The organism is Geodermatophilus sp. SYSU D01105 (genome assembly GCF_054050095.1).
Genome location: NZ_JBJGYR010000003.1, coordinates 42,500 through 69,159 on the forward strand (window position 1 = coordinate 42,500; position 26,660 = coordinate 69,159).

Annotated in this window: 25 protein-coding genes; 11 read left to right on the forward strand and 14 right to left on the reverse strand. The window is 75.8% G+C overall.

Going from position 1 to position 26,660, the window contains the following annotated elements; all coding sequences use genetic code 11:
- The first annotated feature begins 57 nt into the window (after positions 1-57).
- Entirely contained in the window at positions 58-978 is a 921-nt protein-coding gene (sepH, locus tag ACI79I_RS03170; RefSeq protein ID WP_456990819.1) for a septation protein SepH, read from the forward strand.
- Positions 979-1,035: 57 nt separating this feature from the next.
- Positions 1,036-1,509: a general stress protein gene (locus ACI79I_RS03175; protein WP_456990820.1), complete on the forward strand. Its 474-nt coding sequence runs from the start codon at positions 1,036-1,038 to the stop codon at positions 1,507-1,509.
- Between the two features lie 36 nt (positions 1,510-1,545).
- Here the strand turns inward: ACI79I_RS03175 and ACI79I_RS03180 are convergent, their stop codons facing one another.
- The 7 genes from ACI79I_RS03180 to ACI79I_RS03210 form a co-directional block, all read right to left on the reverse strand.
- The gene (locus ACI79I_RS03180) at positions 1,546-2,355 is read right to left on the reverse strand and encodes a TrmH family RNA methyltransferase (RefSeq protein ID WP_456990821.1); all 810 of its coding nucleotides are present in this window, start codon (positions 2,353-2,355) and stop codon (positions 1,546-1,548) included.
- A gap of 76 nt (positions 2,356-2,431) precedes the next feature.
- Positions 2,432-3,256, reverse strand: a complete 825-nt coding sequence (locus ACI79I_RS03185) for a thioesterase family protein (RefSeq protein ID WP_456990822.1) — start codon at positions 3,254-3,256, stop codon at positions 2,432-2,434.
- Positions 3,257-3,312: 56 nt separating this feature from the next.
- A complete protein-coding gene (gene thpR, locus ACI79I_RS03190) occupies positions 3,313-3,891 on the reverse strand; it encodes an RNA 2',3'-cyclic phosphodiesterase (RefSeq protein WP_456991055.1) in 579 nt (192 codons plus the stop codon).
- Positions 3,888-4,280 carry a hypothetical protein gene (locus ACI79I_RS03195; RefSeq protein WP_456990823.1) on the reverse strand — a complete coding sequence of 131 codons (393 nt, stop codon included), beginning with the start codon at positions 4,278-4,280 and terminating at the stop codon, positions 3,888-3,890. Before ACI79I_RS03195 ends, thpR begins: the two co-directional genes overlap by 4 nt.
- Positions 4,281-4,350: 70 nt before the next feature.
- Positions 4,351-5,676: an MFS transporter gene (locus ACI79I_RS03200; RefSeq protein WP_456990824.1), complete on the reverse strand. Its 1,326-nt coding sequence runs from the start codon at positions 5,674-5,676 to the stop codon at positions 4,351-4,353.
- 23 nt (positions 5,677-5,699) lie between these two features.
- Positions 5,700-6,134, reverse strand: a complete 435-nt coding sequence (locus ACI79I_RS03205) for a MarR family winged helix-turn-helix transcriptional regulator (protein ID WP_456946141.1) — start codon at positions 6,132-6,134, stop codon at positions 5,700-5,702.
- A 37-nt stretch (positions 6,135-6,171) separates the two neighbouring features.
- Positions 6,172-7,698 (reverse strand): NCS2 family permease, encoded by a 1,527-nt coding sequence (locus ACI79I_RS03210; protein ID WP_456990825.1) that lies wholly within the window; start codon positions 7,696-7,698, stop codon positions 6,172-6,174.
- 153 nt (positions 7,699-7,851) lie between these two features.
- Here ACI79I_RS03210 and ACI79I_RS03215 point away from each other — a divergent pair, with 153 nt between their 5' ends.
- Positions 7,852-8,073, forward strand: coding sequence for a DUF2530 domain-containing protein (locus ACI79I_RS03215; protein ID WP_456990826.1), 222 nt, complete (start codon positions 7,852-7,854; stop codon positions 8,071-8,073).
- A 158-nt stretch (positions 8,074-8,231) separates the two neighbouring features.
- Here ACI79I_RS03215 and ACI79I_RS03220 read toward each other — a convergent pair whose 3' ends face one another.
- Positions 8,232-9,041 (reverse strand): DUF3027 domain-containing protein, encoded by an 810-nt coding sequence (locus ACI79I_RS03220; protein ID WP_456990827.1) that lies wholly within the window; start codon positions 9,039-9,041, stop codon positions 8,232-8,234.
- Positions 9,042-9,206: 165 nt separating this feature from the next.
- Between ACI79I_RS03220 and ACI79I_RS03225 the strand changes: the two genes are divergently transcribed.
- Both ACI79I_RS03225 and ACI79I_RS03230 read left to right on the forward strand, forming a co-directional pair.
- A complete protein-coding gene (locus ACI79I_RS03225; protein ID WP_456990828.1) occupies positions 9,207-10,733 on the forward strand; it encodes an MFS transporter in 1,527 nt (508 codons plus the stop codon).
- Positions 10,730-11,227, forward strand: a complete 498-nt coding sequence (locus ACI79I_RS03230; protein ID WP_456990829.1) for a DUF2771 family protein — start codon at positions 10,730-10,732, stop codon at positions 11,225-11,227. The genes ACI79I_RS03225 and ACI79I_RS03230 overlap by 4 nt, the downstream gene beginning before the upstream one ends.
- A gap of 108 nt (positions 11,228-11,335) precedes the next feature.
- On the opposite strand, the gene ACI79I_RS03235 is transcribed toward ACI79I_RS03230, so the two are convergent.
- Both ACI79I_RS03235 and ACI79I_RS03240 read right to left on the reverse strand, forming a co-directional pair.
- Positions 11,336-11,731: a cold-shock protein gene (locus ACI79I_RS03235; RefSeq protein ID WP_456990830.1), complete on the reverse strand. Its 396-nt coding sequence runs from the start codon at positions 11,729-11,731 to the stop codon at positions 11,336-11,338.
- A gap of 154 nt (positions 11,732-11,885) precedes the next feature.
- Positions 11,886-12,455, reverse strand: coding sequence for a nucleotidyltransferase family protein (locus tag ACI79I_RS03240; protein WP_456990831.1), 570 nt, complete (start codon positions 12,453-12,455; stop codon positions 11,886-11,888).
- A gap of 75 nt (positions 12,456-12,530) precedes the next feature.
- Between ACI79I_RS03240 and ACI79I_RS03245 the strand changes: the two genes are divergently transcribed.
- On the forward strand, positions 12,531-13,298 hold the full coding sequence (locus tag ACI79I_RS03245) for an endonuclease/exonuclease/phosphatase family protein (protein WP_456990832.1): 768 nt from the start codon (positions 12,531-12,533) through the stop codon (positions 13,296-13,298).
- A gap of 42 nt (positions 13,299-13,340) precedes the next feature.
- Here ACI79I_RS03245 and ACI79I_RS03250 read toward each other — a convergent pair whose 3' ends face one another.
- From ACI79I_RS03250 to ACI79I_RS03260, 3 genes are all read right to left on the reverse strand, one after another.
- Positions 13,341-14,996 (reverse strand): AMP-binding protein, encoded by a 1,656-nt coding sequence (locus tag ACI79I_RS03250; protein WP_456990833.1) that lies wholly within the window; start codon positions 14,994-14,996, stop codon positions 13,341-13,343.
- A complete protein-coding gene (locus ACI79I_RS03255; RefSeq protein WP_456946151.1) occupies positions 14,993-15,211 on the reverse strand; it encodes a hypothetical protein in 219 nt (72 codons plus the stop codon). Before ACI79I_RS03255 ends, ACI79I_RS03250 begins: the two co-directional genes overlap by 4 nt.
- Positions 15,212-15,301: 90 nt before the next feature.
- Complete coding sequence (locus tag ACI79I_RS03260) at positions 15,302-15,874, reverse strand: hypothetical protein (protein WP_456990834.1); 573 nt, start codon at positions 15,872-15,874, stop codon at positions 15,302-15,304.
- A gap of 75 nt (positions 15,875-15,949) precedes the next feature.
- Here ACI79I_RS03260 and ACI79I_RS03265 point away from each other — a divergent pair, with 75 nt between their 5' ends.
- From ACI79I_RS03265 to ACI79I_RS03285, 5 genes are all read left to right on the forward strand, one after another.
- Positions 15,950-18,208 carry a helicase-associated domain-containing protein gene (locus ACI79I_RS03265; protein ID WP_456990835.1) on the forward strand — a complete coding sequence of 753 codons (2,259 nt, stop codon included), beginning with the start codon at positions 15,950-15,952 and terminating at the stop codon, positions 18,206-18,208.
- Between the two features lie 53 nt (positions 18,209-18,261).
- Positions 18,262-18,624, forward strand: coding sequence for a hypothetical protein (locus ACI79I_RS03270; RefSeq protein WP_456990836.1), 363 nt, complete (start codon positions 18,262-18,264; stop codon positions 18,622-18,624).
- A gap of 27 nt (positions 18,625-18,651) precedes the next feature.
- Positions 18,652-19,542, forward strand: a complete 891-nt coding sequence (locus ACI79I_RS03275; protein ID WP_456991056.1) for a class I SAM-dependent methyltransferase — start codon at positions 18,652-18,654, stop codon at positions 19,540-19,542.
- A 124-nt stretch (positions 19,543-19,666) separates the two neighbouring features.
- On the forward strand, positions 19,667-21,352 hold the full coding sequence (locus ACI79I_RS03280; protein WP_456990837.1) for a DNA repair helicase XPB: 1,686 nt from the start codon (positions 19,667-19,669) through the stop codon (positions 21,350-21,352).
- Between the two features lie 263 nt (positions 21,353-21,615).
- Positions 21,616-23,418 carry a DEAD/DEAH box helicase gene (locus ACI79I_RS03285; RefSeq protein ID WP_456990838.1) on the forward strand — a complete coding sequence of 601 codons (1,803 nt, stop codon included), beginning with the start codon at positions 21,616-21,618 and terminating at the stop codon, positions 23,416-23,418.
- A gap of 205 nt (positions 23,419-23,623) precedes the next feature.
- On the opposite strand, the gene ACI79I_RS03290 is transcribed toward ACI79I_RS03285, so the two are convergent.
- Complete coding sequence (locus tag ACI79I_RS03290) at positions 23,624-26,611, reverse strand: ATP-binding protein (protein ID WP_456990839.1); 2,988 nt, start codon at positions 26,609-26,611, stop codon at positions 23,624-23,626.
- Positions 26,612-26,660 lie beyond the last annotated feature (49 nt).

A 26,660-nucleotide genomic window follows, 5' to 3' on the forward strand; every position in this document is an offset into this window, starting at 1 on the left:
CGTCTCTCCCGAGCCGGCCGACCCGCCCGACCCGTGCAGATGACCAGGAGGCCGCCCATGCGCACGCTGCGGCTCGTGGCGCTCTCCGACGACGGGAAGAGCCTGGTGCTGGCCCTCGACGGTGCCGAGCCCGGGGAGGAGGGCGAGCGGTTCGAGCTGCCCATCGACGAGCGGGTCCGCGCCGCCGCCCGCGGCGACGCCCGCCGGCTGGGCCAGATCGACGTCGAGATCGGCGCCAGCCTGCCCCCGCGGGTCATCCAGGCCCGCATCCGCGCCGGCGAGACCCCCGAGCAGGTCGCGCAGGCCTCGGGCATCCGGGTCGAGCGGATCATGCGGTTCGCCCACCCGGTGCTGCAGGAGCGCGAGCGGGTCGCCGAGCAGGCCCGTGACGCCCGCGTCCGGCTCTCCGACGGCACGCCGGCGGTCCCCCTGCAGCAGTTCATGTCCGAGCGGCTGCGGCTGCTCGGCGCGGACCTCGACGCCGTCCGCTGGGACGCCTTCCGCGCCTCCGACGGCGCCTGGCAGGTCACCGCCGCCTGGCAGGCCGGCGCCAAGTCCGGCCTCACCCGCTGGGCCTACGACACCGCCGCCCGTACCGTCACCCCCGTCGACGCGGCCACCACGGACTTCGCCGAGGGCACCCGCCTGGTCCGCGTCGTCCCGCACGTGCCGGCCGAGCGGACCCCCCCGGGGCACCGGAGCCGGCCGGTCGCCGTCGTCCCCGACGACGACGGGGTCGCCGCCCCGGCCTCCTCGCGGCTGGCGTCGGACGAGGACGCCGACGACGAGCACGTGCGCCCGGTCCTGCCGCAGGACTCCCGCACCGGCGAGCGGCGCACCGACCCGGAGTTCGACGACGACATCGCCGAGCACGACACGGTCGTCCTGGGCCGACCGGGCGGGGACGAGGACGAGGACCCGCGCGCCCGCATCCCGGCCTGGGAGGACATCGTCTTCGGGGTCCGCCGCCACCGCTGACCCCACTCCGGAACAGGGTGGACGTGTCCGCCGTTCCCCGAGGGGTAGGAGGTGCCCATGTCAGCGTCGGTGTCCATGCCGCTCGGCGGCGTGCAGGTCGGGTCCTACGACAGCTACGAGCAGGCGCAGGCCGCCGTCGACTACCTGGCCGACGAGAAGTTCCCGGTCGAGAACGTCACGATCATCGGCTCGGACCTCAAGCAGGTCGAGCGGGTCACCGGCCGGCTCACCTGGGGCCGGGCGATCGGGGCCGGCGCGGCGGCCGGTGCGTGGTGGGGCCTGTTCGTCGGGTTGCTGCTGGGCATCTTCGCCGTCGACGGCAGCAACTGGGTCGGCTCGGTGCTGTCCGGCCTGCTCATCGGCCTGGTCTTCGGCGCCCTGTTCGGCGCGATGGGCTACGCGGCGACCCGCGGACGGCGCGACTTCACCAGCACCAGCGCGATCATCGCCGGCCGCTACGACGTGATGTGCAACCCCGCCCGCGCCGAGGACGCCCGCGCCCTGCTGGCCCGCTTCAGCCTGCGCGGCTGACAGCAGGCCACCTGACGGCGAGCACGGGACCCCGGCTCAACGGAGGGTGGCGAAGGCGACCGCGGCCGCCGCGGCCACGCCGAGGGAGTCGACGCCGGCCCGCATCGGGATCCGCGCCCGGACCCGCGCGGCCCGCTGCGCCTCGGGGCTGAGCCCGGGCCCCTCCGCGCCCAGCAGCACGGCGGTGCGCGGGTGGGCGCGCGGGTCGACCTCGGCGAGGTCCACGGCGTCCGGCGCCGGGGTGAGCGCGACGGTGAGGTAGCCCGCCTCGTGCAGTCGCCCGAGCCCGGCCGGCCAGTCGGGCAGGACGGCGAACGGCAGCGCGAGGACGTGCCCCATGGAGACCCGCACGGAGCGCCGGTAGAGCGGATCGGCACAGCGCGGGTCCAGCAGCAGACCGTCGACCCCGAGCGCGACGGCGGACCGGGCGATCGAGCCCAGGTTCTCCGCGTCGTTGAGCGCCTCGAGGACCGCCAGCCGGCGCGGCGCGGCCGGGTCCGGACCCGACAGCAGCGCATCGAGGTCGGCCGGAGGGCGGCGGTCGGCCGAGGCCAGCACCCCTCGGGTCAGCCGGAACCCGATCACCTCCGACAGCACCCACTTGTCCGCCTCGTAGGCCGGGACGCCCTCGGGCAGGCCCAGCGCGGCGACCCGGCCGGGCACGCCGAAGACCGCCCGGACGCGGTACGGGGAGGCCAGCAGCCGCTCCACCGCCGGGACCCCCTCCACGATCACCGGCCCGGTCCCCCGCTCGGTGCCCGGCAGGCGGTCACCGGACTTCAGGTCGCGGAAGTCGGCCACCCGCTCGTCGTCCGGGTCGGTGATGAGCTCAGGCGCGGCGGGCACGCGGTCGATCCTGCCAAGGCGCGCTCCGCCCACGATCAGGGCGTCGGGACCGTGGCGGGGGAACCGCCGAGCACGGTCAGCGCGGCAGGCGGGCGAGCTGGCGGCTCTGCGCGACCAGCCGGCCGGTCGAGTCCCAGATGCGGTAGTCCTCGTCGAGCCAGCCTCCGGCGACCTCGCCGGCCCGCGCCTCGACCAGGCACCACCCCGGCGCCGGCAGCGCGCGGACCAGCACCTGCAGCTGCACGGTCGGCGCCCACCCGAACCGCCCGACCGCCCAGCTGGTCGGCGGGAGGACGTCGGCGAAGAGCAGGAGCGCGAGCGGGTCGGGCTCCCGGCCGTCGGCCAGCCGCACCCAGCCCCGCACGACCGGCTCCTCCCCGGGCCGGCCCGTCGCCCAGCCGGCGGTCGTCGGGTCCAGCCGGGTGTGCACCCGCGTCCGCAGGCCCACCTGCGGCAGGGGGTGGACCGACGTGCCGTCGTCCACGGCGGGGAGGCAGTCCTGCACGGGGGTGGCCTCCGGCGGTGGGGCGGCGGAGTACGCGGCTGGCTCGTCGGTGAGCGTCGCCGTCGTCGTCTGGACCGACAGCGTGGGGCCGTCGGCGCCGGTGAGGAGCACGGCGGCGTGCGCGAGCGTCCGGCCCGCGGGGCCGGGCGTGACCGTCAGCGAGGCGCGGCCGGGGGCGGTGGCCCGCAGGAAGCTCGCGGACACCGCCACCGGGTGCTCGTGCGGGCTCGCGGTCAGCGCCGCCCGGGCGACCACCGCGAGCAGGTAGCCGCCGTTGAGGATGCCGGGGCCGACGTCCCACCCCTCGTCGAGCTCGGCGGTCAGCCCACCGCCCTCCGTGCGGGTGACCGCGGTGGCGGCGTCGAACTCGGACATCTCGGGACGGGTCTGCGGCACGGCCCCGAGACTGCCAGGGCGCCTCTCGGGTCGTCCGCCCGCAGCGTCGACCGCGGTCAGCCGACCGGCCAGGCCGCCCGGCGCTCGTAGCGCGGTGCGGGGCCGAGGTGGCTCTCCAGCAGCTCGACCTCGGTCACCGGCCAGCTCGGGCCGCGGTAGCCGGCCAGCCGGTCGGGCAGGTCGCCGTCGCCGGGGCGTCCGGGTCGCCAGCGGCCGAGCGTGAGGTGCGCCCGGAACGGCCGGTCCTCGACCGGCAGCCGGAGCGAGCGGGCCACGCGGGCCAGCCGCGCGGCCAGGGCACCGAGCACGTCGCCGTCCCCGGCGACGCCGGCCCAGCACACCGAGGGACGGCGCCGTGAGCCGAACCGGCCGCCCCCGGCCAGCCGGAGCGTGAGCGGCGGCGTGGCCGCCACCGCGGGACCGGCCCCCTCGACGAGTGGCGGCACGGTCTCGTCGGGGACCCGGCCCAGGAACAGCAGGGTGAGGTGCCATCGCTCGGGTGCGGTCCACCGGGGTCCGCCCGGGGCGGTGCGCAGCGGCTCGAGCGCGCGGTCGAGGTCCTCGCGCGCCGCAGCCGGCGGCGTGACGGCGAAGAACAGCCGGGGTCCCCGCGGGCCGGCGTCGGCGGCGCTCAGTCGCGCACCGCCAGTCCCGCGTCGGTCAGGGCCGTCTGCAGGCGCAGCCGCTCGGTGTCGCGCGCCGTCCCGGGAGGCCGGCCGGCCAGGGTGTGCGGCACCTCGAGGATCAGCGCGGCCTCTTCCAGGACGTCGTCGTAGGCGGCCTGCAGGCCACGGCGCCGGGCCATCGGCGCGCCGGCGGGCACCCGGGCCAGCAGGGCGGCGAGCCGGCGCAGGTCGGCGGCGACGACCTCGATCGGCCGGTGCTGCGGCACCGGCGCGACCCGCTGGCGCCGTACCGGCAGCCGGGCACCGCCGAACACCAGGCGGGCGAGCCAGCCCAGCAGCCCCACGGCACCGACCACCCCGGCGACGATCGACCCCAGGGTGAGCAACGAAGCAGCCATGCCGCCTCCGCGGACGACTCGACGGGCGCGTGGCGACACCGTACGTCCGCGAGCGGAGGCGGTCACGAGGTCAGCCCCTCGTTGCGGGCTGGTCGGCTGCCTGCCCCGCGGCGGTGCGCACCGGCACCGGGGGCACGCCGGGCCGAGGACCCACGTGCAGGTGCAGCCGCGGCGGGGACACCCGTGCCTCGAGGCGCACCCGCCGCCCACGCGCCAGCCAGGCGGCCGCCCCGACCCCGGCGACGACCGCGACCGCCCCACCGAGGATCAGGCCCCAGGGGGCGCCGAGGTGTTCGGAGACCCAGCCGATCAGCGGCGCACCCAGCGGCGTGCCACCCATGAAGCACATGAAGTACAGCGCCATCACCCGGCCGCGCACCTGGGGGTCGACCCCGAGCTGCACGAAGCTGTTGTTGGCCACGCTGAAGACCAGGCCGGCCGCCCCGGTCGGCACCAGCAGCACCGCGAAGGACCAGTACCCGGGCATCAGGCCGCAGGCGATGGTGAGCAGGCCGAAGACGATCGCCGCTCCGACGAGGAAGCGCTGCCGCGGCCGCGCGCTGCGCCGGGTGGACAGCAGGGCGCCGGACAGCGACCCGACGGCGAAGCAGGTGGAGAGCAGCCCGAACGCCTCCGCCCCCAGGTCGAAGACCTCACGGGCCATCAGCGCGATGGTGACCTGGTAGTTGAAGGCGAAGGTGCCCAGGACGAAGGCCAGGCCCATGGCCAGCACGAGGTCCGGGTGCGCCCAGGTGTAGGTCAGCCCCTCCCGCAGCTGCCCCTTCCCCCGCGCCACCGGCGGGCTCGGGTGCAGCTCGTCGGCTCGCATGGCCACCAGCGCGCCGATGGTGAAGGCGAAGCTGGCGGCGTTGACCAGGAACGCCGGCGCGGTGTCACCGGAGGCCGCGCCGATGACCAGCCCCGCGACCGACGGGCCGACCAGCCGTGCCCCGTTGAAGATCGTGGAGTTGAGGCTGACGGCGTTGGCCAGGTACTCGGGCCCGACCATCTCCGAGACGAAGGACTGCCGCACCGGCGCGTCGATCGCGGACACCGCGCCCAGCGCCCCGGCGAGGACGAACACGTGCCAGAGCGCGATCCCGTCCGCGGCCACCAGGACACCGAGCACCAGCGCCAGCAGCCCCATGAGGGCCTGGGTGAGGACCAGCACCCGGCGCTTGGCGTACCGGTCGGCCAGCACGCCGCCGTACATGCTCAGCAGGAGGGTCGGCCCGAACTGCAACGCCGTGATCAGGCCCAGGGCGACGCCGCTGTCGCCGGACAGCTGCAGCACCAGCCAGTCCTGGCCGATCCGCTGCATCCACGTGCCGGTGAGGCTGACCAGGTTGGCCGAGGCGTAGATCCGGTAGTTGCGCACCCGCAGGGACCGGAACACCCCTCCACGGTCGGGTCGTCGGCTCACCCACTCGCCAGCTTGTCCATGATCGCCGACGCCTCGCGGAGCACCGCCCGCTCCTCCGCCGTGAGCTCGTGCAGCCGCCCGGCCAGCCACGCCTCCCGGGCCCGCGCCTCGACGGTCAGCAGCTCCTCGGCCGCCGGGGTGAGCTCGATGACCACCTGCCGGCCGTCGGTGGGGTGGGGGCTCCGGGTGACCAGGCCCATCCCCTCCAGCGCGACGACGACCCGGGTCATCGACGGCGGCTGCACCCGCTCGTGGGCCGCCAGCTCCCCCGGGCTCATCCGGCCGTGCCGCTTCAGCGTGGACAGCGCGGCCAGGTGGGTGAGGGTGACCGACTCGTCGACCCGCTGGTTGCGCAGCCTGCGGGAGAACCGCATCACCGCGAGCCGCAGGTCGTGGGCCAGCGCCGCGGTGTCCAGCGTCGTCCGGCTCACGATCCTCAGCCTAGCTAATGATCCTGGGCCGCGCGGCTCAGAACAGCTGCTGCAGCGGCTCCAGGGCGAAGTAGAGGAGGAAGAGCACGGTGATGACCCACATCAGCGGGTGCACCTGCCGCGCCCGGCCGGTGGCCACGCGCAGCAGCACGTAGCTGACCACGCCGGCGCCGATGCCGTTGGTGATCGAGTAGGTGAACGGCATCAGGGCGATGGTGAGGAAGGCCGGGATCACCAGGGACATGTCGTCCCACTCCAGGTGCCGGATCTGGCTGATCATCAGCGCGCCGACGATCACCAGCGCCGGGGCCGCCGCCTCCGAGGGGACGATCTGGACCAGCGGCGTGAAGAACATCGCCAGCAGGAACAGGACGCCGGTGGCCACGCTCGCCAGGCCCGTGCGGGCGCCGTCGGCGACACCGGAGGCGCTCTCGATGTAGGTGGTGTTGGACGAGACGCTGCCCGCCCCACCGGCCGCGGCGGCCAGGGAGTCCACGAGCAGGACCGGCTGTGACCCCGGCAGGTTGCGCTTCTCGTCGAGCAGGCCACCTTCGGCGCCGACGGCCGTCACGGTGCCGACGGTGTCGAAGAAGTCGGCGATCATGATCGAGAAGACGATGAGGAGCGCGGCGATGACGCCGATCCGCTCGAAGCCGCCGAACAGCGAGAAGTTGCCGACCAGGGACAGGTCGGGCGCGCTGACCACGTCGTCGGGGAGCGTCGGGACCTGGAGGGCCCAGCCGCGCGCGTTCTCGGCGCCGTCGGCACCGAAGCGCGGGCCGATGTCAGCAACGGCCTCGATGACGATGGCCAGCACGGTGGCGACGACGATGCCGATGAGCAGCGCGCCCTTGACCTTGCGCACCACCAGGACGCTGGTCAGCAGCAGGCCGACGACGAAGACCAGCAGCGGCCAGCCGGCCAGCTGGCCACCCACGCCGAAGCTGATCAGCGGGTTGCCGGGGCGGATGACGCCGGCGTCGGCGAGCCCGATGATCGTGAGGAAGAAGCCGATGCCCACCGCGATCGCCGTCTTCAGCTGCGGCGGGATCGCCTCGAACACCGCCCGCCGGAAGCCGGTGAGCACCAGGACGGTGATCAGCAGGCCCTCGAGCACGACCAGGCCCATGATCTCGGGCCAGGACAGCTGCGTGGTCGCGTAGACCGCGACGATCGCGTTGATGCCCAGCCCGGTGGCCAGCGCGAGGGGGTACCGGCCGACGATGCCCATGACGATCGTCATGACCCCGGCGATCAGCGCGGTGACCGCGGCGACGGAGGCGAAGGGCAGCGACGCACCGGTGACGTCGGCACCGGACAGGATGATCGGGTTGAGCACCACGATGTAGGCCATCGTGAAGAACGTGGTCACGCCGCCGCGCATCTCGCGGGCCACCGTGGAGCGGCGGGCGCTGATGGAGAAGTAGCGGTCCAGGCCGTTCCTGGGCTTCACCCGCGGCCCCTCGCTGCGGCGGGGCGTCCGCGACGCGGCGACGTCGGCCGGGGTGCCGCCGTTCCCCGCGGTCGCGTTGCTGGCCCCGGAGGGGCGGGACTTGTCGGGCATGAGGGACTCCACAGGCGGGTGGCGGGCGGGCGGGCGGCGGGGGAAGCGCGCGCCGGCCGACCAGTGCGGACTGCAACGAGCGGCGACAGCGTGCCACACGCACGTTTCGGGCGCGTGCACGCCGGGCGGTCAGCCGGGGCCTAGGGTCGGGACGTGCCCGCTCCGACGAAACCGGCCCCACCACCGCTGCGGGTGGACACCGTCCGCGTGGTCCTCGCCTGCACGGCGCTGTGGGTCGTCGCCCTCGTCGTCCTCCTGCTCCTCGGCGACCGCGTCGACCGGGTGTGGACCTGGACCTGCGTCGCGGGCATCGCCCTGGCCGGCGTCGGCCTGACCGTCATGCGCCTGCAGGGCCAGCTCGGCCGCAAGGACTGACACTCCGGCGCCGGGGGGCTCAGCGCCCGGCCGGGGACGGCACCCGGCCGCGGTGGTCGTGAGGAGCGGGGCCCGGAGGGTCCCCGACGAGGGCCGGATGGGCCCGACGCCGGCCGGGGACGGCAGGTGGCCGCGGTGCGGTCCCGAGGACCGCCGTGTCAGAGCACGTCGAAGGCGCCCGTGTCGTACCGCGCCGACGTCACGACCTCAGTGGCGTCGTCGGGCAGGAGCGTCGCCTGGCTGTGCGCACCGCAGCCGTAGTCGACGGTGACCACGCGCCCGTCGGCCGGGGCGTAGACGTTGCCGCAGGCGCCGAAGCCGTGCCGCAGCGAGCCGGCCAGCGGGAGGAAGAACCCGCAGGTGCCGCACGGGCCGGGCGCGTGCCGGGCCATCGCCGAGCGCGGGCCGTACTCCCCGGCGCTCCACCGGGCCGCCGCCTCGCTGCGCCCCTGCTGCGACATGACGCGCTCGCGGCCGAGCCCGACCTCCCGGGCGACGACCGCACCCTCGGGGTCGTCGTCGGCGTCGTCGTCGGTCGTGTAGGCGGGCACCAGCCGCGGGTCGTCCTCGGTCGAGGGCAGCACGTCGCCGACCGACAGGTCGCCGGGCCGCAGGCGCTCGTGCCACGGCACCCACGCGGGGGCCAGCAGAGCCTGCTCGCCGGGCAGCAGGACCACCTCGTCGACGGTGACGACGTCCTCGCCGGGCACCCGGGCCAGCGTGACCGCCCAGTGCCAGCCGACGTACCCGGGCACCTCGCTGGCGAAGGAGTGGGTGACGACCTCGCCGAGCGCCGCGGGGTCGACCGGGTGCGCGGTGCCGTCGGCCAGCGGCTCGGGGGAGACCCCCAGGTGCTCGCCGACCAGGTCGGGGGAACCGGCGGTGTCGACCGCCGCGGCCCGGGCCTGCTCGACCGCCGCGGACAGCACGTCGCGCCCCGCGCCGGCGGGGTGGGGGTAGTCGGCCACGGCACCATTGTCCCTGACGCGACGGCGACGCCGACGGCACGGGGGCGGACGCTCGACCGCGCGTCCAGGGAGGTGCGGCACGATGGGGAGGTGCCCAGCTCACGCCCCTTCGGTGCCCGTCGCGGCGCCCCGCGCCGGCACCCGCTGCCATCGGGCGCGGAGGGCATGGACACCACACCGCTCGGGGTGGGCCGGCCCGGCACCCGGCCACAGCCGGCCGCGCCGCCGCCCTGGGCCGGCGGTCCCCCCGCAGGCGAGTCGCAGCCGCCGACCGCCGTCCTGCCCGGTGGGTACGAGCGGCCGGCCGCCACTCCCCCGCCGCCCCCGATGCCCCGGAAGCTGACCGTCACCCGGGTCGCCGCCGCCCGCACGCGGCAACTGACCGGTGCGGCCGTGCGCCGGGTGCACACGGCCAGCCGTGCCGACGGAGCCGGGGAGAGCGGGCTGACCCACCTGCTGTGGGTCAACGCCCTCCACATGGCCGGGGACGCGATGATCGCCGTGTCCCTGGCCGGGACGCTGTTCTTCGCCGCCACGACCGATGCCCAGCGCAGCAACGTGGCGCTCTACCTCCTGGTGACCATGGCGCCCTTCGCCGTCGTCGCGCCGGTCATCGGGCCGCTGCTCGACAAGCTGCAGCGCGGCCGCCGCTGGGCGATGGCCGCCAGCCTGCTGGGCAGGGCGGTGCTCGCCCTCGTCATGGCCGCGCACTACGACGACCTGGTGCTCTACCCGGCGGCGCTCGGCGTGCTGGTGCTGTCGAAGGCGCACAACGTGCTGCGCGCCGCCGTCGTCCCGCGGGTGCTGCCCAGCGCGATGTCGCTGACCTCGGCCAACTCCCGGACGTCGGTCTTCGGGCTGCTCACCGCCGGGGTGTTCGGCGGGCTCGGTGGCGGGCTGGCGTGGGCCTTCGGGTTCCCGCCGGAGCTGTGGGTGACCGCGGCGGTGTTCGCGGCCGGAGCGGTCCTCGCGGTGCGGCTGCCCCGCCACGTCGACGTCCCGACCGGGGAGCTGCCCGCCGACGTCTTCACGACCGCGCCGGTGCCGGTGGTGGTCCCCGGCCGACGACGCCGGCCGGTCAACCCCCGGGTGGTCCTGGCGCTGCGGGCCAACGCCGCCCTGCGGGGCCTCGGCGGCTTCCTCACCATCTTCTCCGCGTTCCTGGTCCAGGCCACCGTCGACGGCGGCTGGCAGGCCACCCTCGCCCTCGGCGCGGTGGCCGCGGCCGCCGGGGTGGGCAGCGTGGTCGGCACCGCGGTCGGCTCCCGGCTGCACCGCGTCGCCCCGGACCCGATCGTGCTGTGGTCGGCCGGCACGGCGGCGGCGGTGACGGTCGTCGCGGCGGTGTTCTTCAGCCTCCCCATGGCGGCGCTGGTCGCCGGCGTCGCGGCCGTGGCCAACGCCCTCGGCAAGGTGGCCCTCGACGCGATCATCCAGCGCGAGGTGCCCGAGAGCCTGCGGGCGTCGGCGTTCGCCCGCTCCGAGACGATGCTGCAGCTGGCCTGGGTCGTCGGGGGCGCGCTCGGCATCGCCCTGCCACCGACCGGCTGGCTCGGCTTCGCGGTGGCCGCCGGCCTGCTCGTGCTGGCCATGGGCCTGGTGCTGTGGGGGCCTCGCCGCCGGCCCGCGCCCTCGCCCGCCGCTGTCGCCGACCCGGTGGTGCCCGCGCCCGCCGACCGGTGGCCGGCGTGAGGCGCGCTGCCGCCCCAGCGGCGCTGCTGCTCGTGGCCGGGGTGGCCGGCTGCGGCTCCGATGAGCCGGCGGGCCCGGTGGACGTCGTCGTCCAGGCGGGGACGCAGCAGGTCGACGTCGCACCGACCCAGTACTGCCTGGACGGCGAGGGGCAGCGCTACGACCGCAGGCCGCCGAGGATCGAGGTCCCCGCCGACACCACGATCCGCATCACCGTGCCGGAGGTGGTGGCCGAACGGGGCTGGAGCGTCCAGGTCTTCGACGAGCGGCTCGAGGAGCAGCTCGGGACGGTCGATGCCGAAGCCGGCACGACCGTCCTGGACGACATCAACTCCGACGACGTCGTCCCGCCGGCGTTCTACCTGGTCGTCGTGGAGGACGCCGGCGAGGAGTGCGACGGCTTCAGCGGGGCGTGGCCGGTGGGGTTCTTCCGCAGCGGCGGCTCCGCCGGCGGGACGGCGACCGCGACGCCCGAGCAGCCCCCCGCCGGCTGAGGCGGGACCCCGCAGGGCCGCCTCAGCCCGATGACGTGACGGAACGGCCACCGTCCCGGGCCCCGCCCCGAGCAGAGCGAGGGGCGGGGCCCGGGACGAGGCCCTTGTTCAGTGCTCCAGGTCGGTGGCGACGGCGCGGAGCACGGAGGCGACCTTGCGGGCCACCTGCCGGTCGGGGTGGCGCCCCCGCCGCAGGCCGTTGGAGACGTCGTCGAGCAGCTTGATCAGGTCCTCGATGATCGGGACCAGCTCGTCGGGCTTCTTGCGGGTCCGCTCGGCGTGCGCGGCCGCGACCGAGGGCAGCGGGTCGAGCACCCGGACCTGCAGCGCCTGGTCACCCCGGCGGCCGGCGACGATGCCGAACTCCACCCGCTGACCGGGCTTGAGCTCGCTCGTCCCGGTCGGCAGGGCGTCCTTGTGCACGAAGACGTCGGGCCCGTCCTCGCGGGAGAGGAAACCGAACCCCTTCTCCGGGTTGAACCACTTGACTCTGCCGGTGGGCACGTTGATCCCTCAGTCGGTCGCGGGCGGACCCGGCACCGGGCCGGGAGGACGGGCACGGCACGGACGCCGCTGACCCCAGGTTAGTCGTCGCGGTCGGCGACCACGCCCCCTTTCGACAGCACCCCGGGGAACGCCGGCGCGCAGGTCGCCGCGCTCAGTCCTCGCCGGCCGGCTGCTCCACGACCCCGAGGCGGTCGAGCAGGACGAGGAAGACCACGGCGAAGTCGTTGGCCTGCACGTCCCGGCGCACGCGGTCCCAGTCCACCTGCTCGCGCAGCGCGCGGGCCACCGGGAGCAGCCGCGAGTAGTCGCAGTAGTGCTCGTCGAGCGCCATGAGCTTGGTGACGAGGATGTCGGTCGCCTCGAGGACGGGCATGTGCACCGACAGCACGGGCAGCTCCTCGGCCCGCTCGATGAGGTCCATCTCGACCGGGTTCCCGCAGGTGCGCCACAGGACGTCGACGAACGAGTTGCCCTGCACCACCTTGGTCAGCCAGTCCTCCGCCGGGTCGACGACCTCCAGGCCGGCCTCCGCCATGACCTTCGCCGCCCGCTCGGCCTCCGCGGCCGGGACGAGGAAGTCGGCGTCGTGGTCGGGCTCGGGGGCCCCGCGGACCCAGGCCGCGTACCCACCGCACAGGGCGAAGGGGACGTCGCCCTGTTTCAGGGCGACGGCGACGCGCTTGAGGAGGTCACGGATCTCGTCCCGGTCGGAGGGCTGCACGCGGTACCTGCTACCCGGCGGTGGGTCGTCGGAACGTGACGGTGTGGACGGCGGCGTCCGGGGCACAGGAGCCTCGTGCGGATCGCGACGTTCAACATCCTCCACGGCCGCTCCCCCGTCGACGACCGGGTCGACGTCGAGCGGCTCGCCGCGGCGGTGAAGAGCCTCGACGCCGACGTCCTCGGCATGCAGGAGGTCGACCGGGACCAGCCGCGGTCGATGGGCGCGGACCTGACGGCGGTCGCCGCCGAGGCGATGGGCGCCGTGGACTCCCAGTTCGTGGCGGCACTGTCGGGCACCCCGGGCGGGACCTGGATGGCGGCCACCGGGGACGAGCAGCCGGGGTCGGCCAGCTACGGGATCGCGCTGCTGTCCCGGTACCCGGTGGTGTCGTGGCGGGTGGTCCGGTTGCCGGCGCTGCGCAGCCGGGTGCCGGTGTGGCTCCGCGGGATGCCGCGCCCGAGGATGGTGGACGACGAGCCACGGGTCGCCGTCGCCGCCGTCCTCGAAGGGCCCGCAGGCCAGCTCACCGTCTGCAACACCCACCTGTCGTTCGTCCCGGGGTGGGGCGCGCTGCAGCTGTCGAAGCTGGTGCGGTCGCTCACCGGCACCCGCGAGCCCCTCGTCCTCATGGGGGACCTCAACATGCAGACACCCCAGGCGGTGCGGGTGAGCGGACTGCAGCCGCTGGCCGCGGGTGCCCCGACCTTCCCGGTGGACGCGCCGACCCGCCAGCTCGACCACGTGCTCGCCCGCGGCCCCATCAGGGCCGGCGGGCCGGCCGAGGTGGTGCGGCTGCCGCTGTCGGACCACCGGGCCCTCGTCGTGCCCGCGACCGTCTAGCGGAGTGCCGGAGCGCAGGGATCCTGCACTCCGGCACTCCGTTCAGGCGTTGCGGATGGCGGCGGCGGACTGCAGGCCGAGCTCCTCGATGGAGACCTCGCGCATCTCGACCTTGCGGACCTTGCCGGTGACCGTCATCGGGAAGCCGTCGACGACCTTCACGTAGCGCGGGACCTTGTAGTGGGCGAGCTTGCCCGCGCAGAACTCCCGCAGCGACTCCACGGTCACCTCCTCGGCGCCCTCGCGCAGCCGCACCCAGGCCATGAGCTCCTCGCCGAAGCGCTCGTCGGGGACCCCGATGACCTGCGCCTCGATGATGTCGGGGTGGGTGAAGAGGAACTCCTCCACCTCCCGCGGGTACACGTTCTCGCCGCCGCGGATCACCATGTCCTTGATCCGGCCGACGATGTTGAGGTAGCCCTCGCCGTCCATCACCGCGAGGTCCCCGGTGTGCATCCAGCGGGCGGCGTCGATGACCTCGGCGGTCTTCTCCGGCTCGTTCCAGTAGCCGAGCATCACCGAGTACCCGCGGGTGCAGAACTCGCCGGGCGTGCCGCGCGGGACGGTGAGCCCGGTCTCGGGGTCGATGACCTTCACCTCGAGGTGCGGGTGCACCCGGCCCACGGTGGAGGTGCGCCGGTCGAGGTCGTCGTCGGCCCCGGTCTGGGTGGAGACCGGTGAGGTCTCGGTCATCCCGTAGCAGATGGTCACCTCGGTCATGCCCATCTCGGCGACCACCCGCTTCATCACCTCCACCGGGCACGGCGAGCCGGCCATGATCCCGGTCCGCAGGCTCGACAGGTCGTAGGAGGCGAAGTCCGGCAGCGCGAGCTCGGCGATGAACATCGTCGGGACGCCGTACAGCGACGTGCACCGCTCGTCCTGGACCGCCTGCAGCGTGGCCGCGGGGTCGAAGCCGGGCGCCGGGATCACCATCGTCGCGCCGTGCGAGGTGGCCGCCAGGTTGCCCATGCCCATGCCGAAGCAGTGGTAGTAGGGCACCGGGATGCAGATCCGGTCGGCCTCGGTGTAGCCGCAGCCCTCCCCCACGAAGAACCCGTTGTTGAGCAGGTTGTGGTGGGTGAGCGTGGCGCCCTTGGGGAAGCCTGTGGTGCCCGACGTGTACTGGATGTTGATCGGGTCGTCCGCCGAGAGCTGGGTCTCCCGCTCGGCGAGCAGGCCGCGGTCGCCGTCCCGCCCGGTGGCCACGAGCCGGTCCCACTCCGGCGACCCGAGGAAGACGACCTCGCGCAGGTCGGCGCAGGAGTCCCGCACCTCGGTGACCATCGCCCGGTAGTCGCTGGTCTTGAACTCCGGCGCGCTGACCAGGACCGAGATGCCGGCCTGCTGCAGGACGTAGGCCAGCTCGTGGGTGCGGTAGGCCGGGTTGATGTTGACCAGGATCGCGCCGAGCTTCGCCGTCGCGTACTGGACGAAGGCCCACTCCGCGCAGTTCGGCGCCCAGATGCCGACCCGGTCACCCTTGGCGACGCCCAGCGCGTCCAGCCCGAGGGCGACCGCGTCGACCTCCGCGACGAACTGCGGGTAGCTGAACCGGCGACCCGTGGCGCACTCGACCAGCGCCTCGTGGTCACCCACCCGCGCTGCCGTCCGGTCGAGGTTCGCCCCGATGGTGTCGCCGAGCAGGGGGACCGTGGAGGTCCCGCTGCTGTAGGACGGCAGCGCGGGGGCGCTCACCTCTCGACCGCCTGCACGCCCGCGCGGTTCGGCTTGTCGGTCGGGTGCGCGTACCGGATCTTGCTCGGCGGCAGCGGGAACCCGTGGTCCTCACCGAAGGGCGAGAGCGGGCCGGCCGGCTCGGCGGTGAACTCCGTCAGCGGCGGGCCGCCGTCCACCGACTGACCCCAGGTGGGCTCCACCAGGTGCGCGTGCTTGGTCTTCCGCTTGGCCATCTCGCCGTGCCTCTCGTCGTTCTGGTGCGGGCACCGCGCGGTGCCGCGTCGGGGGACATCTTCGCGGAAGCGATACCCCGAACGCACGCACTACGCCTCGGAGGGGGAGCCGGGCGCCGGACGCCGGCCGGTCACCCGGGCGCCGTAGACGGTCGGCAGCCCGTCCGCGGTGAGCACCCACTCGCGCGGTCCGACGGGCGCGGCACGGACCACCGCGTCGTGCAGCTGCTGCACCGCACGGGTCCGCCACACCGCGGTGCTGGCCAGCCGCAGCCGCACCGGGGCGTCGTACGGGTCGGTCTCGTCGTACCCCTCCGGCTCGAACGCGAGCACCGCCGGGCCGGCGACCCGCAGCACCCCGGTCTGCCAGGGCACCCGTCGCAGCGCCCGCTGCCACCGCCGGTGGCGCAGCAGCGCACCGGCGCCTGCGACGGCCGCGACCGTCCCGGCGACGACCAGCACGACGACCAGCAGCCCGGCGCCGGGGACCCGCCGGCCGGAGTCCTCGGCGATGCCGACCGCGGCCGCGCCGAGCAGCACCCCCAGGACCACCGCGATCACCCCGCCGGCCAGCCACCGCCACGCGCCGGCCTGGTAGCCGGTGAGCGCCGCCTGGGTCTGGGGGTCCTCGGCCGCCGGGTGCACCCGGTCATGCTGGCGCACCGCGACCACCTGGCGGGGGCGGGCTGTCCGGACGACGTCGGCGGGACCCGGCCGCGACGTCGTAGCGTGGACCGGATGCCTGCCGAACGCCCCGCCACGCTCTCGGCGTGGCTGCGCACCCGCAGCGACGAGCAGCTGGCCGCGCTCCTGGCGGCCCGCCCCGACGTCGCCCGGCCGGCCCCCTCCGACGTCGTCGCCCTGGCCAGCCGGCTGGCGGTGCCGGTGTCGGTCGACCGCGCCCTCGACGAGCTGGACGCCGCGACGCTGCAGGTGCTCGACGTCGTGCTGCTGGCCGACACCGACGGCGTGGACGCCGCGGAGCTGCCCGCCGCCCTCCCGGAGGTCCCCGACGACGTCCTGGAGACCGGCCTCGGCCGGCTGGCGACCCGCGCGCTGCTGTGGGGCGACGAGGTCCTGCACGCGCCCGACCCGGTGCGCCGCGCCGTCCGGTACCCGGCGGGGCTGGGCCGCCGGGCGGCCGAGCTGCGGCTGACCCTGCCCGCCGACCTGCCCGCGGCACTCGGTGAGCTGTCGGCCGAGGAGCGCGAGGTCCTCGAGCGGCTGGCGGGGGACCGTCCGGTCGGCCACCTGCCCGACACCCCCGGCAACGGCAGCTCCCCGGCCCGGCGCCTGCTGCAGCGCGGCCTGCTCGCCCGGATCGACGCGCTCAACGTGGAGCTGCCGCGCGAGGTCGGGCTGGTGCTGCGCGGCGGCCGCCCCTTCGGCCCACCACGGCTGCGTCCGGAGCCCGGGGTCGTCGAGCGCGACCCGGCCGTCGTGGACCGGCAGTCGGCCGGCGCGGCGCTGGAGACGATCGGGCGGGTCGGCGAGCTGCTGGTCCTGCTCGAGGAGGAGCCCGCCGGGCTGCTGCGCAGCGGCGGGATCGGGGTCCGCGACCAGAAGCGGCTGGCCCGCGCGCTGCACGTCACCGAACCGGAAGCCGGCTGGCTGCTGGAGCTGGCGCACGTCGCCGGGCTGCTCGACGTCGGCGGGCCGCACCGCGACGAGTGGCTGCCCACGCGGGCCTACGACCTGTGGCGGGAGCAGGACCTCCACGACCGGTGGGCGACGCTCGCCGCCGGCTGGCTGGACGCCGTGCGGCTGCCCTCGCTGGCCGGCCAGCGCGACGTCTCGGGCAAGGCGGTCAACGCCCTCTCCCCCGACCTCGTACGGCACACCGCTCCGGCGATCCGCCGGTCGGCGCTGGCCACCCTCGCCGAGTACCCGCCCGGCACCGGCCTGGCCGCCGACGACCTGGTGGCGCTGCTGCGCTGGCGGACCCCGCGCCGCGCCGACCGGCTGGCCCCGGTGCCCGACGTCCTCACCGAGGCCACCCGGCTGGGGGTGCTGGTCGGCGGGGTGCTCTCCACGGGTGGTCGCGGGCTGCTGACCGGTGGGGAGGACGGGGCGGCAGACGGGGTGCGCGGCCTGCTCCCGGAGCCGGTCGACCACGTGCTCGCCCAGCCCGACCTGTCGCTGATCGCCCCCGGGCCGCTGGTGGCCGAGCTCGCCGACACCCTCGCCGTCGTCGCCGACGTCGAGTCCTCCGGCGGGGCGACGGTGTTCCGGGTGTCGGAGTCCAGCGTGCGGCGGGCGCTGGACTCCGGGTGGTCGGCCACCGACCTGCACGAGTTCCTCGCCCGCGCCTCCCGGACGCCGGTGCCCCAGGCGCTGGACTACCTCGTCGACGACGTCGCCCGCCAGCACGGCCGGCTGCGGGTGGGTGCGATCGAGAGCTACGTCCGCTCCGACGACCACGGGTTGCTCTCGCAGGTGCTCAACGACCGGCGGACGGCGGAGGCCGAGCTCCGCCGCCTGGCGCCGGGGGTGCTGGTCAGCGGGCTGGGCGCCGACGAGGTGCTCACCGTGCTGCGCGCGGCGGGCTACGCCCCGGCCGGCGAGTCCCCCGGCGGCGCCGTCCTCACCCGGCCCCCGGCCCGGCCGCGTGCAGCCGGCCGCCGGCCCGGCAGCTCCGCGCCGCAGGCGCCGCGGCCGCTGAGCAGGGAGGAGGTGGACGCCACCGTCCGCGAGGTCCGCGCCGGCGACGCCGCGCTCGCCGCCCGCCGCGGCGAGGCGGTGCGCCAGGTGCCCGGCGTGACCACCGCCGGCACGCTGGAGCTGCTCTCCCGCGCCGTCCGCGAGGGCGTGCCGGTGTGGCTGGGCTACGTCGACGCCCAGGGCAGCGGCAGCCAGCGGGTCGTCCAGCCGGTGTCGCTGGCCGGCGGGTACCTGCAGGGGTACGACGAGCGCCGCGGGGAGAGCCGCACCTTCGCCGTCCACCGCATCACCTCGGTGGCCCTGGTCGAGGACGAGGAGCAGGCCGCCTCGTCCTGACCGGTGCCGTGACCGCTTGCCTCACGCAACGGATCGCACGACGCTGCCCGGTCATGGGGATCGAGCAGACCGTCGCGGCCCGCCTGGGCGCGGCCGTGCAGGGGGTCCTGGGCGTCGACGAGCTGCCCGTGCGGTTGCGGGCGTGGGACGGTTCCCTCGCCGGCCCGGACGGCGCCCCGGTGATCGCCGTGCGCTCCCGCCGCGCGGTGCGCCGGCTCGTGTGGTCGCCCGGCGAGCTGGGACTGGGCCGCGCCTACGTGGCCGGGGAACTGGACCTGGAGGGCGACGTCTTCGACACGCTCGCGGCGCTGTCCTCGGCCGGGCGGCTGGCCTCCGACGACGCGCCGCCGCTGACGCTGCGCGAGCGGGCGGACCTCGTGCGCACCGCCGCCTCGCTCGGCGCCCTCGGGCCCTAGCCCGCCCCGCCGCCGGAGGAGGTCCGGCTGCGACGGTTCGGCCGGCGGCACTCCAAGGCGCGGGACGCCGCCGCGATCTCCCACCACTACGACCTCAGCAACGACTTCTACGCGCTGGTGCTCGGCCCGTCGATGGTCTACTCGTGCGCCGTGTGGGAGTCCCCGGCCACCGGCCTGGACGCCGCCCAGGAGGCCAAGCTCGACCTCGTCTGCCGCAAGCTGGCACTGGCGCCGGGGGCGCGGCTGCTGGACGTGGGGTGCGGCTGGGGCAGCCTGGCGCTGCACGCAGCGCAGCGGTACGGGGCGCGGGTCGTCGGGGTCACGCTCTCCACCGAGCAGGCCGAGCTGGCCCGGTCCCGGGTGGCCGGGGCCGGGCTGGCCGGCCGGGTGGAGATCCGGGTCCAGGACTTCCGGGACGTGGCCGACGGCCCCTTCGACGCGATCAGCTCGATCGGCATGGCCGAGCACGTCGGCGCCGCCGGGATGCCCGGGTACGCGCGGGCGCTGCACGACCTGCTGCGCCCCGGCGGCCGGCTGCTCAACCACGCCATCGCCTGGAACGCGGGGGCACCCGACTTCGACCCCGACACCTTCATCACCCGGTTCGTCTTCCCCGACGGCGAGCTGCTCAGCCTGGCCGGCACGGTGGCCGCCCTCGAGGGCCAGGGCCTCGAGGTGCTCGACGTCGAGGCCCTGCGCAGGCACTACGGGCTCACCCTCCGGGCGTGGGTGGAGCGGCTGGAGAAGCACTGGGACGCCGCGGTCGCGCTCACCGGACCGGGCCGGGCACGGGTGTGGCGGCTGTACATGGCCGCGAGCGCGCTGGCCTTCGAGGCCGGGCGCATGGGGGTCGACCAGGTGCTGCTGCAGCGGCCGGGCGGGGACCCGCCGCCGCTGCGGCTGCGTGAGTGGATCTGACACCTGCCGCCGGGAAGGCCCTGTCGGTCCCCGTCGTTACCGTGACGGTGGCCCTCCCGCGGCCGCTCCCTCCCCCTGCCGGCGCCGCCCGTGCCGACAGGACGCCCGCTGCCGAAAGGTTCCCGTGAGCGACGGACCCCTCATCGTCCAGTCGGACAAGACCCTGCTGCTCGAGGTCGACCACCCGCTGGCCCGCGACTGCCGTGCGGCGATCGCGCCGTTCGCCGAGCTGGAGCGCTCGCCGGAGCACGTGCACACCTACCGGGTCACCCCGCTCGCGCTGTGGAACGCCCGCGCCGCGGGCCACGACGCCGAGCAGGTCGTCGACGCGCTGGTGCGGTACTCCCGCTACCCCGTGCCCCACGCACTGCTGGTCGACGTCGCCGACACGATGGACCGCTTCGGCCGGCTGACGCTGGCCAACAACCCCGTGCACGGCCTCGTGCTCACCACCTCCGACCGCGCGGTGCTCGAGGAGGTCATCCGCAGCAAGCGGGTGGCCCCGATGCTCGGTGCCCGGATCGACGAGGACACCGTCGTCGTCCACCCGTCGGAGCGCGGGCGGCTCAAGCAGGCGCTGCTCAAGGTCGGCTGGCCGGCGGAGGACCTCGCCGGCTACGTCGACGGGCAGGCCCACCCCATCGAGCTCGACCAGAGCGGCTGGCACCTGCGCGACTACCAGCAGGAGGCCGTCGAGGGCTTCTGGTCCGGCGGGTCGGGCGTCGTCGTCCTGCCCTGCGGCGCCGGCAAGACGCTGGTCGGTGCGGCGGCCATGGCCGAGGCCAAGGCCACCACGCTGATCCTGGTGACCAACACCGTCGCCGGGCGGCAGTGGAAGCGCGAGCTGATCGCGCGCACGTCGCTGACCGAGGACGAGATCGGCGAGTACTCCGGTGAGCGCAAGGAGATCCGTCCGGTCACCATCGCCACGTACCAGGTGATCACCACGCGCCGGAAGGGTGAGTACCGGCACCTGGACCTGTTCGACGCGCAGGACTGGGGCCTGATCGTCTACGACGAGGTGCACCTGCTCCCCGCGCCGATCTTCCGGCTGACCGCCGACCTGCAGTCCCGCCGGCGGCTCGGCCTCACCGCCACCCTGGTGCGCGAGGACGGCCGGGAGGACGACGTGTTCTCCCTCATCGGCCCGAAGCGCTACGACGCCCCGTGGCGGGACATCGAGGCCCAGGGCTACATCGCCCCCGCCGAGTGCATCGAGGTCCGGGTGTCGCTCGACGACGAGGAGCGGATGACCTACGCGGTCGCCGAGCCCGAGGAGCGGTACCGGATCGCGGCCACGGCGTCGTCCAAGCTGCCGGTGATCCGCCGGGTGCTGGAGCGCCACCCCGACGAGCAGAAGCTGGTCATCGGCGCCTACCTCGACCAGCTCGAGGAGCTCGGCCAGGCGCTGGACGCGCCGGTCATCCAGGGGTCGACGACCAACCGCGAGCGGGAGAAGCTCTTCGACGCCTTCCGTGCCGGGGAGATCCGCACGCTGGTGGTCTCCAAGGTCGCCAACTTCTCGATCGACCTGCCCGAGGCCGCCGTCGCCGTCCAGGTGTCGGGCACCTTCGGCTCCCGGCAGGAGGAGGCCCAGCGCCTCGGTCGGGTGCTGCGGCCCAAGGCCGACGGCCGGCAGGCGCACTTCTACACGGTCGTCAGCCGGGACACCCTCGACAGCGAGTACGCCGCCCACCGGCAGCGGTTCCTCGCCGAGCAGGGCTACGCCTACACGATCGTCGACGCCGCCGACCTGGCCGGCCCCGGCGAGGTCAACGGCCCCGACTGGGTGGACGAGCCCGCCGACTGAGGAAGGCCCCTGCCCCCCACCGCTCGCACGCTCGCGGCGGGACCCTGCAGGGGGCCGCCGGTCGCGGGCTGCGAGACGCCTGGGGCCTGCGAGACGGAACGACCCGTCCCGCGTCCGAGACGATCGCCACACCCGCGACCCCGTGCGGGCATCCGCGCAGGTCAGGAGCCTGCACCCGGCGCCCATACGCCGCCGGACGGGTGGCGCGCGGGAGGTGACCGGTTGGGCGTGTTGCCTCGGACCCAGGCAGGATGACCCACGACATGGGGAGTGCAGCACGTGCGGAGGCGGTCGCCCCGCAGAGGACCAGCCGACCGCTCCGGGCCTGGCAGCAGGCCGCTCTGGAGAAGTACGAGCAGGAGTCCCCGAAGGACTTCCTCGTCACCGCGACCCCGGGCGCGGGCAAGACGACCTTCGCCCTCACCCTCGCCGCGCGCCTGCTGCAGCGCCGCGAGGTCGCCCGCGTCATCGTCGTCTGCCCGACCGACCACCTCCGCCTGCAGTGGGCCGACGCGGCCGACCGGATGGGCATCGTCCTGGACCCCGGGCTGACCAACGCCGTCGGGCCGGTGCGCGCCGGCACCCAGGGCTACGTGACCACCTACGCCCAGGTCGCCGGCAAGCCGATGCTGCACGCCGCCCGTGCCACCGCGGTGAAGACGCTGGTCATCCTCGACGAGGTGCACCACGCCGGGGACGGCCTCTCGTGGGGCGAGGCGATCGAGGAGGCCTACGGCTTCGCCGCGCGCCGGCTGTGCCTCACCGGGACGCCGTTCCGCACCAAGGCCGACGAGCGCATCCCCTTCGTCCGCTACGAGGAGGACGGGTTCGAGGGGGACGACGGCGAGGGCGGCATGGGCCTGGTCAGCCGCGCCGACTACACCTACGGCTACAAGGAGGCGCTGGCCGACAACGTCGTCCGCCCGGTGGTGTTCGCTGCCTACACCGGGACGTCGCGCTGGCGGAACTCGGCCGGCGAGGTGGTCGCGGCGTCCCTGTCGGAGGCCGGCACCCGGTCGGTCGAGATGCAGGCCTGGCGGACGGCGCTGGACCCCAAGGGCCAGTGGGTGCCGCACGTGATCGCCGCCATGGACGACCGGATCACGCACCTGCGCGAGGAGGGCGGCATGCCCGACGCCGCCGGGCTGATCCTCGCCAGCGACCAGGACGACGCCCGCGCCTACGCCCGCATCGTCAAGCGGGTGACCGGCAAGGCGCCCGAGCTGATCCTGTCCGACGACCCCAAGGCCTCGAAGAAGATCGAGCGCTTCGCGGCCGGGTCGGCGCGCATCGCCGTCTGCGTGCGGATGATCTCCGAGGGGGTCGACGTCCCGCGGGCCGCCGTCCTCGCGTGGATGACCTCGTACCGGACGCCGCTGTTCTTCGCCCAGGCCGTCGGCCGCGTCGTCCGCTCGCGGGCCGCCCACGAGTCGGCCACCGTGTTCCTCCCCGCCGTCCGGCCGCTGCTGGGCCTGGCCGCGTCGCTGGAGAAGGAACGCAACCACGTCATGCCGCCGCCCAAGGCGCAGGACCCGGAGGCGCTCGACCTCGACCCGCTGCCGCCCAAGGAGCGGGAGACGCCCGACGGCGTCAAGCAGTTCGAGGCGCTGGAGGCCGACGCCCGCTTCGCGCACGTGCTGCACGGCGGCACCGCGCACACCGGCGAGGGCCGGCCGGCCACCGTCTCGCTGGGCGCCGAGGAGGAGGAGTTCCTCGGCATCCCCGGTCTGCTCACCGCCGAGCAGACCGCGTCGCTGCTGGCCAAGCGGGACGACGAGCTGCGGGCCCGGATCGCCGAGCGCGCGCACCACGAGGACGACGAGGACGGCGGCCTCTTCCCGGTCGAGGACCACCCGGACGAGGACGACGCCGGCCGCTCCTGGCGCGACGCCGCCGAGCTGCGCCGGGAGATCAACCGGCTGGTCAGCCGGGTGTCGGCCAAGACGTCCACGCCGCACGCGGTGGTGCACACCCAGCTGCGCAAGTCGGTGCCCGGGCCGCCGTCGGCCTCGGCGTCGGTCGACGTGCTCCGCGCCCGCCGCGAGCGCCTGCGCACGATGCTCTGACACCGTCGGCCCCGGCCGACCACCGCGGCCACGTGCCGTCCCCGGGCCGAGCGCGCCCCTGGGGTCGTCGAGTCGTGCGAACTCGTGGCCATCAGCGGCCGATCGCCACGAGTTCGCATGACTCGACGCAGGCAGGGACGGCAGGACTGAGCGTGGGGCGGGCCTCGACGCAGGCTGGCGGGTGGCGGCCGGGATGGCCCGGTGGTCACCCCGTCGCGGCGTCAGGAGCGGGCAGCAGCCCGCGGGCGGCGGCGATCGCCACGGCCTCTGTCCGCCCGCCGGCGCCCAGCTTGGCCAGGATGTTGCTGACGTGCACGCTCGCGGTCTTCTCGCTGATGTAGAGCTCCGCGCCGATCTGCCGGTTGGTGCGGCCCTGGGCCAGCAACCGCAGCACCTCGGTCTCCCGCGGGGTGAAGACGGTCGCCGGGTCCGGCAGCCGCCCGGCGCCGGGCAGGTCCAGCGTGATCCGGGCCCGGCGGGCCAGGGCGAGCACCGCCGCCCGCAGGGGCGCCGCCCCCAGACGGTCGGCGACCGCACCGGCCTGCGTCAGCTGCTCGGCGGCCGCGGTCCGGTCGTCGGCCGCGAGCAGCGCCCCGGCCAGCCGCCAGCGGCAGCGGGCCTGCTCGTAGACGTCGCCGTAGCCGAAGACGTCGACGGTCTCCCGCCACCGCGCGACCGCGTCGTCGCCGGCCAGCCGTGCCGCCTCGGCCTCGACGCGGGCACGCCAGGCGGCGGCCTCGACGCCGAACTCGCCGATGGTCCGCAGGTGGTCCTCGACCGCCGCGCGCGCCAGGCCGGCCAGCTCCTCGCCGGTCGACACCCAGTGCTCGGCGGCGGGGTCCCCGGCCCGGCGTGCGGCGGCGGCCGCGTCGGCGACCGGCGCCATCGCGAGCGCGGCCAGGCGGACCACGGCCAGCCGGTCGCTGCCCCAGTAGGACTCCACCTGCTCGGCGGCCGTGCGCGCCCGGTCGGCCGCAGCCGCGGCGTCCCCCGCCCACGCGGCGAGGTCGATCTCGGCGCCGGCCGTGGTCAGGAGCAGCAGGACGTGCGCGTCCAGTCGCGACACCAGCCCCCGGGCCCACGCCACCCGCTCCGCCGCGGCCGGGTCCCCGCGGCCCACCTGCACGAGCAGGCCCGCCGCGCGCACGTGCGCCGACATCTCCGGCACCCGCGCCAGCTGGTCGGCCAGCGCCAGGCTGCCGTCCCAGTCGCCGGAGACGTATCGGGCCACCACGCCGAGGTGACGCAGCTCGGCGGGGTAGAACGCCCACTCCACCCCGAGCGCCCGCGCCCGCTCCAGGCCCAGGTCGATCCACTCCAGCGCCTCGGTCACCCCGCCGGCCTCGTACGGGACGATCGCCAGGTTGAACAGCACCCGCATCTCGACGTCGGTGTCGCCCGAGCGGCGGGCGCGGGCCAGGGCCTCCTGCAGCCGCGCACGCACGGCCGCGGGGTCGCCGACCCCGCGGACCCGGGCCAGCGAGACCGCGGTGTCGGCCCAGGCGCTGTCGAGGCCCAGGGCGTCGGCCGCGGCCAGGGCCTCCTCGGCGGCCGCGTCGCCCTCCGCCCACAGGCCCAGGTCGTAGCTGGTCCGCGCGTGCGTGGCAGCCGCCCACGTGCGCACGACCGACGGCGGCTCGGCCGGGACGAGCGCCATTGCCCGGGCGCTCTCCCGGTGCGCCGTGGCCTGGTGCTCGCCGCGGCCCAGCGCCTGCGCGAGCGTGTAGTGCACCCGCGCCCGGGCGACCGGGTCGCCGTCCTCGCCGAGCAGGTCCAGCGCCGAGCGCAGCAGCGCGATCGCACGGTGCAGCTCCCCGCCCCGCCGCGCCGCGGCCGCGGTGTCGAGGACCAGGCCCGCGTGGTCCCGCCCGGCCCGCTCGGCGGCGTCGGGGACCGCCGGCCAGAGCGCGAGTGCCGCCTCGAGGTGCTGCAACTGCTCCGCGGGGGCGCCGACCGAAGCAGCCTCCGCGGCCGCCTCCAGCGACGCCGAGAAGGCGCCCGCGAGGTCGTTGCTGGCGCGGGCGTGGTGGGCGAGCTCGGCGGCGGTGCCGGCGCCCGGCGTGGCGGCGAGGTGGGCGGCGATCGCCGCGTGCAGCCGGACCCGCTCGCCGGGCAGCAGGTCGGCCAGCACGGCCTCGCGCAGCAGCGCGTGCCGGAAGCGGTAGCGGCCGTCGGCGGAGACGACGAGCAGGTGGTGGTGCACCGCCTCGGCCAGCGCCGCCTCCAGCTCCGCCGGTCCCAGGCCGGCGACGGCGGCGACCATGTCGTGCCGCACCCGCCGGCCCGCGACCGCGGCGACCCGCAGCACGCGCTGGGCCGCATCGCCCACCTGCTCGACGCGGGCCAGCAGCACGTCGGTCAGGGCCAGCGGCAGCGACTCCCCTGCCAGTCCCGCCGCGAGAAGCTCCTCGGCGTAGAAGGCGTTGCCCTCGGCGCGGGCGACGACGTCCTCGACGGTCCGCTCCGGGACGCCGGTGGCCAGCCCGCGGACCAGCTCGCCGACCGCCGCGTCGGGCAGCGGGCCGAGCTCGAGCCGCTCGACCCCGGGGAGGCGCACCAGCTCGGCCAGCAGCGGCCGCAACGGGTGACGCCGGTGCAGGTCGTCGGCGCGGTAGGAGACGACCAGGGCGATCGGCTCGTCGGCCAGCCGCGCGAGCAGGTAGCGCAGCAGGTCCCGGCTGGAGCGGTCGGCCCAGTGCGCGTCCTCCAGCACGAGGAGCAGCGGGGCGGTCGCGGCCAGCTCGACCAGCAGCGCGGCCACCGACTCGAACAGCTGCAGCCGGCCGTCGTCCAGGGCCGGGCGGGCCAGGCGCGGCAGCGGGCGGCCGAGGTCGGCGGCGTCCCCCGCGGGGAGCTCGGGCGCCCCGGCCGCCCCCCGACCGGTGAACAGCCCGGTCAGGGCCGGCTGACCCGCGGCGGCCGGGTCGGCGGCCACCGGGCGGAGCAGGTCCACGAACGGCAGGTACGACAGCCCGACGTCGCCGAGGTCCACGCAGTGGCCGGTGAGCACGCGCACGCCCCGCTCGGCGGTCCGGGCGGCGAGCTCGTCGAGCAGGCGGGTCTTGCCGACCCCGGCGTCCCCGGAGAGGAGCACCGCCCCGGCGCGCCCCTCGAGGGCGCGGTCGACCGACGCGAGCAGGCGGGCGAGCTCCTCGCCCCGCCCCACCAACGGTCGGTCGTCCCACTGCGGCACGAGGCCGATCGTGTCAGAAGGGTCCTCCTGCCCCTCGCCACTCGCGGGC

Coding starts and splice junctions, on each gene's coding strand:
- ACI79I_RS03195 (WP_456990823.1), bottom strand. CDS start 4,280: ATGGCTGCTTCGTTGCTCACCCTGGGGTCGATCGTCGCCGGGGTGGTC.
- ACI79I_RS03265 (WP_456990835.1), top strand. CDS start 15,950: ATGCCTGCCGAACGCCCCGCCACGCTCTCGGCGTGGCTGCGCACCCGC.
- ACI79I_RS03175 (WP_456990820.1), top strand. CDS start 1,036: ATGTCAGCGTCGGTGTCCATGCCGCTCGGCGGCGTGCAGGTCGGGTCC.
- ACI79I_RS03225 (WP_456990828.1), top strand. CDS start 9,207: ATGGACACCACACCGCTCGGGGTGGGCCGGCCCGGCACCCGGCCACAG.
- ACI79I_RS03255 (WP_456946151.1), bottom strand. CDS start 15,211: ATGGCCAAGCGGAAGACCAAGCACGCGCACCTGGTGGAGCCCACCTGG.
- ACI79I_RS03270 (WP_456990836.1), top strand. CDS start 18,262: ATGGGGATCGAGCAGACCGTCGCGGCCCGCCTGGGCGCGGCCGTGCAG.
- ACI79I_RS03210 (WP_456990825.1), bottom strand. CDS start 7,698: ATGCCCGACAAGTCCCGCCCCTCCGGGGCCAGCAACGCGACCGCGGGG.
- sepH (WP_456990819.1), top strand. CDS start 58: ATGCGCACGCTGCGGCTCGTGGCGCTCTCCGACGACGGGAAGAGCCTG.
- ACI79I_RS03285 (WP_456990838.1), top strand. CDS start 21,616: ATGGGGAGTGCAGCACGTGCGGAGGCGGTCGCCCCGCAGAGGACCAGC.